Raw genomic sequence first — 15,947 nt, 5'->3', positions numbered from 1 at the left:
GTAAACCCTATAATCCCGGCGAAAGAGTAAGTGTAATTAGGGCTTGCTGAAAAAGTAACACTACTACCTTTTGCCACAGACCCCTTGTGACATTTCAGGGTGCGGAATGTGACATATATGTGACTTGACAAATTGCACAAAACCTTAACTTCTCATGATAGTAAACCCTATAATCCCGGCGAAAGAGTAAGTGTAATTAGGGCTTGCTGAAAAAGTAACACTACTACCTTTTGCCACCATCAAACCTTGTGACATTTCAGGGTGCGGAATGTGACATATATGGGACTTGACAAATTGCACAAAACCTTAACTTCTCACCAATGGCAGCCAACAGGTTCTATTAAGTAAATATTTGTGTTTCTATATTTTTTTTTATTAAGTTGTATTTTGGTAAAATCTCTTGACAAAACAATTTAAATCAGATATTGTCTAAACCAACTAATAATCAATGCGTGTTAAGTATAGCCTTTCTCAGAAAGATGGAGGACGCTAAAACTCTGTGTTGTCAAGCTTTTTAAGTGGACTTGTGTACCTCATCTACCCAAGAACCGCTATAGTTGTTTGATGTCCAATAAGTTGAGAGTGGCGTTTTTTGCCAAGATAATCAGCTTACATAGTGGATTAAAAACAAAATTTTAAGTCCCAGACCGGAAAAATTTTCTATCGGAAGCCATGCTGAATATACATCCGAAAATTGAGAATTAAGCCATTGAACGGCACAACAAATAAGCAATAAGTAAGGTTTCTAAATTTATGACCAATATCTTACTCGTTCCCATTCATATCGATGCTTTATGCCTGGACAAAGATACTCAATCGGTCGAGGCGATCGCTGACTATCGTCGATTACCTTACATATATGATGGGGACACCCATATGACGGGTACGGCTAATCTCAGCGAACAGATTCTCACCCCGCTGTTTGAAACAGGGACAACCTTAACCCTAAAAACTGGGATTCACCTGCACTGGTCCTTACCCGATGGCCTAACACGAGGTCAACATAGCGCCACTGGAACAAAATTTCCGATCGTACCCAATCGCTGGTTAATTCTGCGACAAGGAGGCGGTAAAGATTCAAAACAATGGGTCATCGAAAGTGACTACCTCTACCCCGAAAAGTTAGAGGAAGGTCAAGAACCCCCCGATACTGTCAACATTTTAATCGATCGTCCCTCTCCTGAAACCGAACAATATCAGCGTTTTCGCTATATGGGGCGTAATCTGGATCTGGCAGCGTGGCAGCAGCAGAGTAATTCAACCCACGAATATGCAGGAACCTTGACTGCTATTGGTACAAAAGCAGAAGTCCCCCTGTTCGATCGCGTTAAAGCGACTTTTGCTGCCCTTTATCCCAATTGTCAGAGTGTTTTTGGTTTTCATGACGGCGATTACTCTACGGCTAATCCCCCTGCTGATTTACAGTACGATGTCATTGGTTGGTACAGTGACGATCGCCAGGATTGCTTAAAGACTCTATTACAAAACAATCCGGGGAAAGACTCTGAGGAATTGCTAGAACTTCTACAAGAAGAATTCCGCTGGACATTCGATCTTAACGGAGAGTTCCCCGATCGTACTCTTTACCATTCCAGAATCACATTTGCCTCTGCAAGTCGGACACTGGCAGCAGGCGATCGCATCAGAAGTTTGTCCCAGCCAACCATTGCTGTGGGTAATTCAGCACCAGAAGCCTTGTCAGCCTATTTGGCTAACGACTACAACAATGAAAACAATGAAACAGGTCAGGAGATTCGGCGACTCGTAGAAGAACAGTTAGAAGCCTTACAATTGTCAGAACGCTTGGAGTCGCGCAAACTCGACCTCGATGCCAAATTACGGGAAGTTCGCCACGAACGGGGATTTGGAACGCGCAGTGCAGGCATTCTCTGGTCGATTGCGCCTAAAGTCCCAGACACAAGTGAATCCTATCGTGCAATTTTCTCAACCCCAAATCGCGCAACTAACGTCCAAAATCGGCTAAGCCTTCCATTAGACCTTGCCCACCAACTCAATCAAGTCAATCGCTTGCAAGAGGAATACAATCAGGCAGTGGTTAACATTGAGTCCCAGCGGCAGCAGTTGTATGCCCACTGGTATGAGTTCATGAAAGAATCCCATACCGTAGATGGCGACAATAGTATGGCTGTTTTGAGCCATACGGAATCCAAGTTGCTCGAACCCTTGCGGGCTGCCCTCGGTCAGACAGGACGGTTGGAAATTCTAAAGGATCAGTGGGGCAATTTAACAGCAACGGCAGCGGATTTATCCTTTAGCATTTACTCGCAGTTCAACTATTTGGAAGGCTGTGTCGAATTGTTAAACGCAGCGGTTGCAGGGCCTATCTCAGGTTTGGATTGGTATGAATATCTACAAATGGAGTTTGAACAATTTAATGTCAAACTTCTTCCCCAACCACCTGTTACTGGGAGTGAGGACATAGAGCTAGACATTACAGAAGTAACGGCAGGGAAGGAATGGGAAATAAACGACCAAGGGCAAACCTACTCTATTAAAGTAGAAAATGGCGTTTTAAATTTTTACGTTCCCCCGACATACATTCCTGTTTCTGAGGAACCTCAACTAGCTCACAGACTAGCAACCGCAATTAACGAGCTAATTGCGGCGATCGCTACCTACAACAGTACAGCCCAAACCCAGTACTCGCTCAAACAATTTCCCTCTCAGCGTTACTGGCAAGCAAACGATCCGGTAATTTTGTTGGCAGGCGAGGCGGCTAAAGCTTCGGTACGGCATGGACAGGATGGACGTTTGCGGAGTGACAAACGTTTAGATTGCCATCTTTTGAGCGCAACTCTAGATCTGCAAACCTTGCCACAGGCAACTATCACTCTTGTTCAGAATCAAATTAACAATTTAGCACCCGAATCTGGCGAAGAAGCCATTGGGTTTAATCGCTGGACACAACAGCCTTGGTCTCCCTTTTTGATGGAGTGGGCGGTTCAGGTATTCCCCTGCCGTCACGACGATGCAAACCCAGACTACGATCCTCAAGTCATTCTCGACAATTACGGCTTAGAATTCAATGCGATCGACCTCACTCTCAAACCAGGCCATGACAGCACTTTTGTCGAATCTGCTAATACCTATAGCGGGATAAGCATCCTCACTCCCTCGGCGGGACTGATACTGCAAGAACGACTGACTACTTATCTCAAGGAACAACTACTCCCCCTTTATTACAGTGGTAATGGCATTGCTGAACAACAGCAAACCGAGGAGTATCTCAGCCAAAATTTCGGGGCGATCGCTGATTGGTATAGAAGCCAAAGCGACATTGTTGCTAAATCAGACATAGAAAAAGCCCAAGACCCCATCTGGGTTGCTCTCTCTGCTTACGAACAAATGCAGACCCTAGAGTGTCAAGCTCAGGCGATCGCCGGGTTTAACGATACGCTGTTACTTTACCAACCGACTTTATACCTAGAGATAGACGACCCACTCCTCGCAAGCATGCAGGATCTGGAGGAACTCAAATGGTTCCACGATAAGGTCCGCTGGACACTGGGCAATTCCCTACAATACAAAATTCTCGACCTAGACATTTTCAATCCGATCCGCAGTGGGGCGATGAAAATTACCACCCTGTGGTTGGTAGATACCTTTGGGCAATTTAAGAAAATCGTTGAAACGGGAAATAACACGGATGTCGTCACGACAACCCAGATGACAACGCTCAATTCCAGTTATCAGGTGTTATTGCCGCCCCGTTTGGCACAACCCGCCCGCCTTAACTTCCACTGGATAGCTGCTGACAGCCAAAAGGAAGAACAAATGACGACAGCGCCTGCTATTACGCCTGTCTGTGGTTGGATCGTACCCAATAATCTCGACAGCAACCTGCAATTTTATGACGTTCGCGGTAAATCTCTCGGATTAATCGATCGCGCTGGAACTTGGCGGACTGCACCGGGTGGCACTTTATCCCGCAATGCACAAGAGCGTCCCATACTTCCCAACACTCACCTGACAAAAATAGCGCATTATTTACTCGATCGCGGAATGGATTTTCAGCAAGAATTCATCTCCACCTTAATCAATTCCCTAGATACTATCGACCCAGAAAACTTTGCTGAGCATCCGAGTTTGGCGTTGTTAGTTGGGCGTCCCATAGCTGTCGTGCGATCGACGTTTAACTTAGAAGTCCAAGGGCTTCCCGCTTGCGATCCGAGTGTCAGCATCACTGAAGAAAACCCAACGACTCGGGGCTTTGGCGCTGTCAAATTTCCCATTCGCCTAGGAGATTACCAGCAACTCAACGATGGATTAGTAGGTTACTGGCGAGAAGTTCACGAAGGAGAAGATTACGAGTACGAGGACAACATTTTCTATGCGCCCCAAAGCGATATCGTCAAGGATAACTTGATTCAAACCGAAGCAGAAGGTTTGGTGTATTTCGAGCAAACGGTAGACGCACCACCCCAATATGTAACGATGCTGATCGATCCGCGAGGCACGATTCATGCCACCTCTGGGATTTTGCCCAATCAAGAATTGCGCTTGCCCCCAGAGAATTATAACGAGGCTTTACAGGCGATCGAGGTTAATTTCCTCTCAACTCCCGTTTTGTCGAATCGAGGGGAAATTTGCATTCCCTTGCCAGAAGTCCCCGAATATGCATGGTCGTGGGTATCTCTGAGCAATGATACTTGGTCCGAAACAAGTACCATCAAACCTGTCAATGTCAAAGCAGCTTTTTCTGCACCCCAGGAACTTTACGAAGGCTGGTTACAACTCACGCCAGTTGAGGAAGGGGAGTAGGGAGTAGGGAGTAGGGAGTCGAAACTCCCTTTGACAACAAACCCGTTCAACTCGATTAAGGAGAATACCCTATGACAGACCCAGAACCCAAACTAGACCCCTTTGACTTTCTCTTCTTCTACCAATTTGAAGACGGACGAGAAGAAGACGCTTTGTTGGTAGGAGACGACCCAAGTACAGCCAGTCCCCTTCATCTCTGCATTGGTATCAAGGATGCCAAACAAATTGTTATCAGTCCGATTCCAGACGTAACGACAGCAAGTTCGAGCAATTACCACTTTAAATTGCAGTTCACCCCCGGAATCTTGCTGCAACCAGAACAGATTACCGTTGAGGGCGATGACTGGGGTCTGGAAGTGGAAGGAGATACAATTCTCTATCTTCTCTGGAAAGGGGAACAAGTTACCCTTGATGACACTAATTCGCTCGAACTCATGCTCAATAGGGTAATGGGAACTCTCACAACGAGAGCAAGCACAACACAAGTTCCTTTATCTTGGGAGTTTAAACAGGGTACCATCACCCTCATTGAAGTTACCGCGAAGGGTCCAGGTGGTTCCGATCCTAATCCTTATAACACCTTTACTACGGAGACTTTAGAAATGATTCAACGACAAGGAAAAGCTAACATTCCCCTCTATGTAGGATTTTTCAGTTCTAATCGCGTTCTCAACATCAATAACCAAGAGAGCGAGTTGAAACTGCGAATCACAAACACGTCTGAGTCACCCATCACCTTTAATTACGATGCCGACGCAACTAACAGATCCCAACTAATAGTCGCCCTTGAGGTAGGAGAGGCCGATACGGTTCCTTGGGCGCTTGGGACAGTAGACCAACTTAATAATGTAGCGGTAACAATTGCTGGGGACAAATGGCAACCCGCTGGCCCAACCCCGAACGGCAGTACGCTGGAATGGACATTCAGCCCCAAATCAACCGATATTTCCTTAGCCGCTAAAGAGACTCTGGTAATAGAGCTGAAGAAAATTGTTACCTCTCACCCGACGGGGACGGCTAACTTGTATTTACGTTACAAATACGTGCCAGACTATCAGGATGGGGAATTTATTTGCCCAATTGAGAAAGCGCCTTTGGTGTTCCATGACGTTAAAGTTAACGATCAACTTGAGCATCGAGTAGGCATCGGGACGACAACACCAGCCACTCTTCTTAATGTTAGAGACTTTCTAACTTTAGGAAATCCTGATAACAACCAAAAATTTGTTATTACTTCCCGCGCTCCGCAGTCTGGTGATTTTCTTCAAATTACTAATGACAAGGCTGATGGTTCGTGGGACTGGGGTCAAGGAATTACTTTAAAAAGAGGCGGCAATGTTGGTATTGGTACAGAAGCTCCTCAAGCCAAACTTGATGTTAACGGCGGAGATGCGCTTATTTCTGGCAAAGTTGGTATTGGTACGACAGCTCCTCAAGCCAAATTGGAGATTATTGGAACAGGAACTACATTTTACAGTGCCAAGAAGACAGAATTAGGCATAAGGAGCGAGCTAGTAACGATTAAAGATGGCAATGTTGGTATTGGTACGGAGAATCCTGAAGTCAAACTTCATGTTAACAACGGAAATGCGATTTTTTCTGGCAATGTTAATTTTGGCTCCACGACAAGACAGATGATCAATTTGTATGAGCAGACATATGGCATTGGAGTACAATCCAGTACTATGTACTTTAGAACAGCTAGCCAGTTTGCTTTGTACAAAGGGGGTTCTCATAACAATGATTTAGCCGAGCCAAGTGGTGGAACACTACAACTGATGCTTGATAGTTCTGGCAACGTCGGTATTGGTACGAAAACTCCATCCGCCAAACTTGATGTTAACGGCGATGTCAAGGTTGCTGGCAATCTCAACTTTGGCTCCACGACAAGACAGATGCTCAATTTGTATGGTGACGGCTATGGCATTGGAGTACAAGGAGCTACTACTTATTTCCGGAGCAGCAACCATTTTGCTTGGTTCAAAGGAGGTTCTCATAATGACGCTTCAGGCGATGCAGGAGGTGGAAGACTACAAATGACGCTTGAGAGCAACAACGACTTGACAGTTTTTGGAGGAATCATTTCTCATAATTGGATAGCTATACATAATAGTGGCGGATTGAGACTTTACAAGAGTGGCGATACCCAACAGTGGAAAATCTATCCAGAATGGAATCAGCCAGATGATCCAGATTTAATCTTCGACTACAGCGGAAACCCTAGTAACTGGGCATCAGGTTGGCTTGATCCGTGGAACGGCTGGGGGAGATCGAGTGATGAACGACTTAAAGAAGATATTGAGCCAGTTTCCAATGTATTAGATCGAGTAATGAAATTACAGCCAAGCTCTTACTACTGGCGTGATTCAAACACGAAGTCACAAAAATCCTTTGGATTTGTTGCTCAAAATGTAGAAACTGTTTTTCCCCAATTTGTAAAGGAAAAATCTGGCTTTAAGGGATTAAACTATGACAATTTTACTGTAATTGCAATTGCTGCAATACAGGAACAGCAACAATTGATCGCGAGTATGCAAGAGGAGATAAATAATCTGAAAACGCAATTACAACAGTAAAGATTCTGCATGAGAGAAAGGTCTCCTATCTTTTAAAACTGAATAGCTGACCTCTTCGGGAAAAAAGCGATCGCCCTTCTAATTCAGCTACTTCCAGAAAAAGCGATCGCCCTCCCAATTCGCCATTCTTTTTCAAAGCGCGATCGCCCTTCTGTTACTGCTTTGAGGAAATGCGATCGCTCTGCCAACTCCCGACTCCCGACTCCCGATTCCCTGACAAAGAGCGATCGCCCTGCCAATTCGCCATTCTTTTTCAAAGCGCGATCGCCCTTCTAATTCATCTGCATTCAGAAAAAGCGAGCGCCCTCCCAACTCGCCATTCCCGATTCCCCATTCCCTGACAAAGAGCGATCGCTCTGCCAACTCCCGACTCCCGACTCCCGACTCCCGACTCCCGATTCCCCATTCCCTGACAAAGAGCGATCGCCCTTCTCGACTCGCGACTCCCGATTCCCGATTGCCTGACAAAAAGCGAGCGGGCGAATTTCCGAAAAAACCACAACATTCTTATCAGAGTCAAAAACAATGACAGCCGTTATCATTGATGTCGATGAATATCAGAACCTTGTAGAAGCCAATCAGTATTTGACAGAGGCAGTCGGTCTAGATGGGATTGAGCCCATTCCAGACATTCTCAAGGATTGCCCCCTGAGATACGCTGAGTACACGCGAGAAGGCACTGGCTATACAGCTATCTGCCAGCTCAGGTTTATCCTCGCTGAAGATGCAGAGGGAAACGCAACAAAAGAACTAGAGGCTGAGCTTACTATTGAAGTAACCGGCCAAAAGAAAGAGTATACGGGTACACTGTCCTATCCTCTCGCAGAGGACAAGAGTCTCGTTTTTAATCTTCTGTTTAAAAGCGGCACAACATCGAGTATTTTGGTAGCAACTAGCGCAATAACAGAAACTTTCCCGCTAGTCAATTTTGGTGGAGCATTACCAGGTCTGGAGGGGGTGATTCCCGAAGAGATTGCGATCGGAACAAATTACAATGCTCTGATCGTAATGAAAAAATCTGGTACAACTGGCTCAACGGGTACTACTACCAGAAAATTCATTTTAGGCCTCGGCCTTAATTCCAACGATAATCTTAATATTGACTTATCCCAACTGCCCTTAATCGGTACACAGTTTCCCGCAGACCCAGCCAGTAACAACCTGACCATCCAGCTTCTCGTTGCGACCCAAAACTTTACCAAGGAAGAACTTACACCCATCAACCAATTACTGGTAGAGTTAACTGCACCTTTCCAGATTAAGCCGCCCACTACCGCTTCCCAACAGCTAACCAAAGGTGTCAGCATCGCCGCCTATCTCGAATTAGTCGGGGGATACAAACAAAGCTGGTTTGTTCCATTAGTCAAGCGCCGCACTGGCACTCGCAGCCTAACAGAAGTAGGTAATTATCGGCTCCTCGCTTCTACCAGAAGCACCCCAGAGGAGAGTCCCATCACCTTTGCAGAAAATGGGGCTTGGCTGAAGGTGCAGAGGTCTTTCGGCCCAGTCCATATAGAGAAAATCGGACTGCTGTACAAAGACGGAGAAATTCAATTAGTTCCAGAAGCAACTCTGCAAATATCTCAGTTTGTTCTTTCCCTCAACGCCCTTTCGGTTAGGGCTTCCCTGAATGATTTTGTTCCCTATTTTAAGCTCGAAGGGTTTGGTTTAGAATATATCAGCGACAGCTTAGAAATTAGTGGCGCTTTTGCGCGTATCGAGAAGGATGACTATGAGGAATATTTGGGCATAGCGTCGCTGGGGATGAAAGCCAAAGCTAAAACCCTATCGCTTTCTGCCGTTGGTTCCTTTGCTTATTACAACGATGAACCTGCATTCTTCCTCTATCTGGTAGTGGATTATCCCTTGGGCGGGCCGCCCTTTTTCTTCGTGACGGGACTCGCAGGCGGCTTTGGCTACAACCGTTCTCTGACTGTTCCTCCCCTCGAAGAACTTCCCTCTTTCCCGTTAGTTCAGCAGGCGATTAACGGACCTGGTTCGATAGATTTCGAGAATCCCGGTGAGTCCGTTGGCGCTCAACTGAAACTCCTCGACAAGTATATCAAGCTTTCTCCGGGTTCGGGTTTCTTGGCAATTGGGGTGAAATTTACTTCCTTCAAGTTGCTCGATAGTTTTGGTCTGTTGACCGTTGCCATTAACGAAGACAAGTTCGAGCTAAATTTAATCGGTATTTCTAGGTTAGCCGTTCCTCCTAAGGAGTCGGGCTTAGACCCGGTTGCCCAAGCGGAGATGATTCTCCAAGCGCGGTTTGCTCCGAGTGAAGGGGTTCTCTCAGTGCGCGCCCAGCTTACCCCTGCCTCCTATATCCTCTCAGGTCTGTGTCAGTTAACTGGGGGCTTTGCTTTCTGTATCTGGTACGCGGGTCCACACGAGGGCGATTTCGTAATTACTTTCGGAGGCTACCATCCCGCTTTCAAAGTTCCCTCTCACTATCCTAAAGTGCCGCGTCTCGGTTACAAATGGCAGATTGACGGCAATACCTCCATTACTGGCGAAGCTTACTTTGCCCTCTGTTCCCATGCGGTGATGGCTGGCGGACGACTGTCCTTTGACTATGACGATGGTTGGGCGTGGGCTTCCTTGAGTGTGGGGGCTGATTTTTTAATCTGCTGGAAACCCTACTATTACGACATTCGAGCTTATATCAACATTAGCGCGGGGATTGATTTCGTCTCTGGAAGTTTGGGGGTGGATCTCCATCTGTGGGGGCCGGAACTCGGCGGAACTTTTGAAATTAGCTTTTGGATTGCCTCAGTCACGGTTAACTTTGGCGACCCAGGTTCCGGCGGTTCTGAACCCATCGGTTGGGGCGATTTCCGCGAGTCGTTCTTGCCACCCGATGATGAAATTTGCAGTATTGCCGCTACCGAAGGTTTGGTGAAACAACTCAAACGAGGCGAGGAAGAAATTTGGATACTCAATCCCAAGCAGTTTGCCTTAGTCACCGATGCTTTCATTCCTTCCAAGGAAGTGTTCGCAGGAGGACAGAACAAAGGCAACAGTCCTGCCTTCGGCATTAACCCGATGGGAATTAAGGCAGAAGACTCATTAGTAACACAACACCGCGTCACAATAACCAGAAAAGACGATTCAGACTCTTGGGTTCCGGTTGAAGAGCAATTCACCTTTGAAACTGTAACAAAAAAAGCACCGACTGCACTGTGGGGAGAACCTAACCTTACTGATAAAGGACGATTGAAACTTCCTGAGACGAATGGGCAGCAATTTGTCGAAGGTACTCTCTCCGGTTTCCGCATCGTTCCCGCACAAGAGCCTGACCCCGGCGATACCGAAGATATTAACATTGCCGAACTTCTGTATGACACGACACTATTTGAGTCGCCTTATTTGTGGGAAACGCTTCCTGCTTTCGGGGCAAGTACAGCGGATGATGCCGCACGCAGAAAGAACATTCGGGATACTGTCGTCAGTAACACTAACCGCAATTCAATTTTACAGGCATTAGGCTTCGATCCTGCCGAAATGGTTAGTGTGAATGCTGCGATCGCCGATGCTTTTGTCTTTGCCCCGGCAGTGAAATAAGTCTTGACTTATACCAATTTAATGTGAAGTTGCACATATCTCGATCCCCCTAAATCCCCCTTAAGAAGGGGGACTTCGATCCGGCTCTTGTCCCCCCCTCCCGCGGGGGGCTAGGGGGGATCGGATTCTACGGGGCCTCATAAAAAATTGGTATTACACGCTGGAGTCGGCAGTAGGAAGTGGAGAATCGAGATGTAATTAGGCTTTTCCCGATTCCCGACTCCCGACTCCCGATTCCCGCCGTGAAATAAGTCTTGACTTACACGCTGGAGTCGGCATTAGGAAGTGGAGAATCGAGATGTAATTAGGCTTTTCCCGATTCCCGACTCCCGACTCCCGATTCCCGAAAACCAAGATTTCTCGTTCAGATGCGTAAGTCCTGATAAGTAATCCAAAGGAGCGATCAATCATGCGTACAAGAAATATCCGGCAAGGAAAAAATCTCCCAGAAGGAAAAGTAGAATTCCTCCAGTACCACCAGCCCTATATGGAGAGTGGTGAATATCGCCTCAATGTCCAACAAACTATCCAAGCTGAGGGCAAAATTGATAGCAAAACGTTCTCCCGCCAGATTACTTTTGTTGTCTCAGGAGAACGCTTCGGTCCTTTGTCACCGACAGACATTCACGCGGTTTTTCCTCCAGCCAACACGATCGGAGATCATTCTAACGTCCTACCTCATATCAGCCTCAAGCGCAGTACCCTGCCTTGGGAACGCTTTCCCGACTCTGGAGATGTCGATTATAACCTCACCTGGCTGGTATTATTGCTATTTCGAGAATCGGATTTTGCTAAGGAGTCAGACCAACCAAAACTTCAAAGTCTCAGTGTCAGGGAATTACGAGCAACTTCCACTGCCAAATTTCCCTCAATTGACCTCGAACCCGGACAGAATGAAGAAGAGCAAATAAACGTTATTGATGTCAAAAAGAAGTTCTTGCAGCCTGTGCTTCCCACTAAAGCCGATCTCACTTTTCTTGCCCATACCCGTCAAGCCAAAGATAAGAACGGCATTCCCCAAGGCGAACAACTGGCAACTATTTTGTCTAATCGCCTCCCCGAACCTGAGGGTGTCAGTACGGCTTATTTAGTTTCTATCGAAGGTCGCTATCAAGATGGAGATGCAGGCAGCTTTGATTTCGATAATGCAGGGGATGAAGATTTAATCCGCTTGGTGACACTAGCTAGCTGGAGTTTTGGTTGCATCGATCCCGATCAAAGCTTCACGCAGTTGCTGATGAAGCTTAACGGTAACCCCAGTACCCCACGACTGCCAAGCAGCAGCAATCCGGCAGCAGATAACTTCCTCGCGCAAAGCTATATCCCCCTGCCTCATGCACTGCGCGAGGGCAGTAAAACCGTTTCTTGGTATAGAGGTCCGTTGATTTCTGGATCTCAACCAGACACGTTTGAACTCCCCGTGCGGGCAGCCGACGAACTGCTGCGCTACGATTCGAGTACGGGGTTATTTGATAGTTCTTATGCGGCAGCTTGGCAATTGGGACGAATGCTGACGCTGCAAAATCAACGCCTGGCGATTGAACTGTTCAACTGGAAGCGGGAAAACGCCCAAAACCTCAAGCAACTAGAGCAACAGATAATTAATCCGCCCTTGCGCAGTTATCGGCAAGTTCAACAGGAGATTACCCCTCCTCCTGAGGCGGTTGCAGATTGGTTTAATAATCTAGAACTTTTGCGGGGAATTCCCTTTAACTATCTAATGCCTGACGAACGCCTCCTCCCTGCAGAATCTATTCGTTTCTTTTGGGTCGATTCGGTATGGCTAGACTGCCTGCAAGACGGAGCATTTAGCGTGGGACGGGTGACTCCTTCTGATGTCTTGCAAGACGGCAAGATGCGCTCGGGTAGGGCACTGCGATCGGGAGATAGAAGTATTACGGGGTGTATTTTGCGATCGCAAGTCGTCTCTGGCTGGCCAGATCTCTTGGTTGATGCTTACGATACTGTAGTTGACGATTTAGGATTCATTGCACCAGACGAGGCGACTCCCTTAGTCCGCTTGCGGATGGAAAAGTTAGCACCGGATGTGTTGATTTGCCTGTTCAAAGGAGAAGTTAAAACGGTGGACATTCACCAAACACCGGAAGGAATGCATTTTGGTTTAGATGCTCCGAGTGACGAGTCTGATAAATTTACCAAAAACTTACGAGATATTTACGGTGAGGGTAGCGAAGATTTAATTATCGAAGATGTTCCCTGGCACGATCGAACCGAAGGCATTGTCAACATTTCTGCAATGGTTGATCAAATGAAAAACTTATTGCCACTAAGCGAAGGTAGCAAATTTACCTCAGCTCAATTTGGGTTACAGATGATTGAGGGAGTGCAAAAAGTCAGGTTTATTTATAGCAATCCTTAATGAGTCGTAAATTTTTTACCCCACCCCAACCCTCCCCTTATTAAGGGGAGGGAGTAAGAAATTCACAAATGATTTATGATGGCTATACAATCCTTGCAGGAGTCGTAAATTTTTTACCCCACCCCAACCCTCCCCTTATTAAGCGGAGGGAGTAAGAAATTCACAAATGATTGAGGATTTCTATAGTTAACTAATATCAAACGGCTTTGTCCCTAAATTCTGTTAATTGCAGACACAAGGTAGATAAGGGAGATAAGCAACATAAGGATTTTAAGGAATTTAAGCATTTTAAAATTCCAAAAGAAGCATCAAAATATTTATTTTAAAAGACCGTATCTTCCCCGCACCAGAAGTAAACTCATTCAATAATGATTACATAACTGAGGGAAATAGCAACTAGGGCAGGAATCAACCAGCCTATCAAAAGCTTAGTTCTCCTCAATAAAAAAATTGTGTAAATTGGAGAATCAAAAAATGTCTGTATTACATCGCATCAAATCCGGTACATCTGTGTTATTAACCTTGGGAACCGTTGCCGGAACCGCAGCGCCGATGCTAACTCCCGCGCCTTCTTTTGCTCAGACAGCTTTTTCGGATGTTAATAATAACTACTGGGCAAAAGATTTTATTCAAGATTTGTCAGAAAGAGGAATTATCAAAGGATTTCCCGATGGCAGTTTTCGCCCGGATGCACTGGTAACGCGGGCTGAATTCGCGGCAATGGTGCGTTCTGTGAAAAAGGCAAAAACCCGCGCTGCTGTAAGGTTTGCCGATGTTCCGTCTAATTTTTGGGCAAGCGGGGCGATCGCCGAAGCTTACGAAATGGGATGGATGTCTGGATATCCCGGCAATGTTTTCAGGCCGACACAGCAGATTCCTCGCGTTCAAGTTGTAGTCGCTTTAAATAACGGAATGGGCTACGAGCCTACCTGCAATTTTCAAGATGTTCTCAGCTACTATAATGATGCGGGTGAGATTCAAAATTATGCTGCCAAAAGCGTTGCTGCTGCTACTGAAAAACAGTTGGTTGTCAGCTACCCCAGTCCTAAATCTCTCAAACCCAACAAGTCAGCAACGCGAGCTGAAGTAGCTGCTTTTATCTATCAAACATTAGTGAGTACCAATCAAGCAAGAGCAATTAATTCTCCTTACATTGCTAAGATTGATGTTAGCGAGTCTGTTGCTGTGAAAATTCCCAGTGGGGCGACTATTCCAGTCGAGTATGCAAAAGGCAAGATTTTGCTCGGCCCCAATGACAAATCTCCGATTACGCTGACTGTTGCTTCGGATATCACGGGTAATAATGGCCAAGTGCTGATACCCGAAGGCTCGAAAATTAGTGGCGAATTGCGATCGACTGCTTCGGGCGTTCAGTTTGTGGCTCAAGAATTAAGTATAATCAACGGCAGCAGAGTGCCTCTCAATGCCACTTCGCAACTGATTACTAGGAAAGAAACTGTTACCAAGGGCGTTAATGTTGGTAATCTGGTTAAGAATACGGCGTTGGGTGCAGCAGCAGCGGCGGCGATCGCAGGTGTTACGGGCGATCGGGCGATCGCGACTGAAGAGGTGCTCGGCGGTGCGGGAATCGGGACTTTGATCGGGGTGTTTTTGGGTCGAGATCGAGTCGATTTGTATGCTGTTAATCCCGACACCGATTTAGATTTGCAGTTGGATTCCGAGTTGGTAGTTGCTACTGCCAGCACAGGCATTTGTAGCGCTCGATAAGCCGATACAGCAGAAGGAAGAAGGAAGAACAGAACTTACGCAAAACCTCTATTTGTAGGGTGCGCAGTGCGCACCTTACGACTATAAATATCACGTAATATCGTTTCCGGTTGCATGGGAATGATAAAGTCAAGGTCAATAATTCCACATTCCCCCACGGACGACTCCCGATTCCCGACTCCCGATTCCCGACTCCCGACTCCCGATTCCCGACTCCCGACTCCCGACTCCCGACTCCCCATCATTCCGGTGTAAATTTTTAGGGGCATCCCAAACTTTCTCGGGTAGAAACTCCCGTCACGGGATTGACACCATCTGCTTTCTCGCACAGGATAGCCACTTGATAAGCGTCGATAATCGCGTCAGTAAAATCAGCGCCGGAAATTGCAGCATCAAAAAACCGAGTTCGAGTCATAATTGCCTCGGAAAAATTAGCATTTGTCAAATTAGCGCCGTCGAATGTAACTCTATCTGCCAAAGCACCGGAGAGGTTGGCACCTGACAAGTTGGCATTCAGCAAAACTCCCTTAGTCAAAATCGCATTAGTTAAATCAGCCCCTTGAAAATTTGTTCCCCGCATTTCAGCAGCGACAAATGTTCCCCCCGCTAAATCCGAGTTGGAAAAATCGCGATCGGACAAATTAATATTTGTGTAATTAATACTTGTTTTCGGCAGGGCAAATGCCGGAGTAGCACTCAGCAGCACCCACCCAAAAGCCAACACTAAACTTAAAACCAGACTCAGGAAAATTCGGAAGACTCTTTTCATGATGATGGGAATGGGGAATTGGGCATAGTTGACTGTTGACGGTTGACTGTTGGCAGTTGACTAATGACTGTTGACTAATGACTGTTGACTAATGACTAATGACTAATGACTAATGACTAATGACTAATGACTAATGACTAATGACTAA

At 46.3% G+C, this 15,947-nt stretch carries 7 protein-coding genes; 5 read left to right on the top strand and 2 right to left on the bottom strand.

The window, feature by feature from the left end; genetic code table 11:
• The first annotated feature begins 753 nt into the window (after positions 1-753).
• The gene (locus tag QUB61_RS25245; protein ID WP_333132885.1) at positions 754-4,782 is read left to right on the top strand and encodes a hypothetical protein; all 4,029 of its coding nucleotides are present in this window, start codon (positions 754-756) and stop codon (positions 4,780-4,782) included.
• Positions 4,783-4,853: 71 nt separating this feature from the next.
• Positions 4,854-7,358 (top strand): tail fiber domain-containing protein, encoded by a 2,505-nt coding sequence (locus QUB61_RS25240; RefSeq protein WP_333132886.1) that lies wholly within the window; start codon positions 4,854-4,856, stop codon positions 7,356-7,358.
• 132 nt (positions 7,359-7,490) lie between these two features.
• On the opposite strand, the gene QUB61_RS25235 is transcribed toward QUB61_RS25240, so the two are convergent.
• On the bottom strand, positions 7,491-7,826 hold the full coding sequence (locus QUB61_RS25235; RefSeq protein WP_333132887.1) for a hypothetical protein: 336 nt from the start codon (positions 7,824-7,826) through the stop codon (positions 7,491-7,493).
• Positions 7,827-7,883: 57 nt separating this feature from the next.
• Here QUB61_RS25235 and QUB61_RS25230 point away from each other — a divergent pair, with 57 nt between their 5' ends.
• From QUB61_RS25230 to QUB61_RS25220, 3 genes are all read left to right on the top strand, one after another.
• Complete coding sequence (locus QUB61_RS25230; RefSeq protein ID WP_333132888.1) at positions 7,884-10,922, top strand: DUF6603 domain-containing protein; 3,039 nt, start codon at positions 7,884-7,886, stop codon at positions 10,920-10,922.
• Between the two features lie 409 nt (positions 10,923-11,331).
• The gene (locus QUB61_RS25225; protein ID WP_333132889.1) at positions 11,332-13,302 is read left to right on the top strand and encodes a hypothetical protein; all 1,971 of its coding nucleotides are present in this window, start codon (positions 11,332-11,334) and stop codon (positions 13,300-13,302) included.
• 474 nt (positions 13,303-13,776) lie between these two features.
• Positions 13,777-15,030: an S-layer homology domain-containing protein gene (locus tag QUB61_RS25220; protein ID WP_333132890.1), complete on the top strand. Its 1,254-nt coding sequence runs from the start codon at positions 13,777-13,779 to the stop codon at positions 15,028-15,030.
• A 259-nt stretch (positions 15,031-15,289) separates the two neighbouring features.
• Here QUB61_RS25220 and QUB61_RS25215 read toward each other — a convergent pair whose 3' ends face one another.
• Positions 15,290-15,799, bottom strand: a complete 510-nt coding sequence (locus tag QUB61_RS25215; protein ID WP_333132891.1) for a pentapeptide repeat-containing protein — start codon at positions 15,797-15,799, stop codon at positions 15,290-15,292.
• Between the last annotated feature and the right edge of the window lie 148 nt (positions 15,800-15,947).

Origin of the sequence: Microcoleus sp. C2D2 (assembly GCF_036702495.1) — a bacterium.
Classification (GTDB): domain Bacteria; phylum Cyanobacteriota; class Cyanobacteriia; order Cyanobacteriales; family Microcoleaceae; genus Microcoleus.
The sequence above is the reverse complement of the archived record's forward strand: the minus strand, read 5'-3'. Positions and strand labels throughout refer to the sequence as shown.

Excerpts from the sequence above, each read along its gene's own strand:
- QUB61_RS25245 (WP_333132885.1), top strand. The coding sequence starts at position 754 with ATGACCAATATCTTACTCGTTCCCATTCATATCGATGCTTTATGCCTG.
- QUB61_RS25240 (WP_333132886.1), top strand. The coding sequence starts at position 4,854 with ATGACAGACCCAGAACCCAAACTAGACCCCTTTGACTTTCTCTTCTTC.
- QUB61_RS25230 (WP_333132888.1), top strand. The coding sequence starts at position 7,884 with ATGACAGCCGTTATCATTGATGTCGATGAATATCAGAACCTTGTAGAA.
- QUB61_RS25225 (WP_333132889.1), top strand. The coding sequence starts at position 11,332 with ATGCGTACAAGAAATATCCGGCAAGGAAAAAATCTCCCAGAAGGAAAA.
- QUB61_RS25220 (WP_333132890.1), top strand. The coding sequence starts at position 13,777 with ATGTCTGTATTACATCGCATCAAATCCGGTACATCTGTGTTATTAACC.
- QUB61_RS25215 (WP_333132891.1), bottom strand. The coding sequence starts at position 15,799 with ATGAAAAGAGTCTTCCGAATTTTCCTGAGTCTGGTTTTAAGTTTAGTG.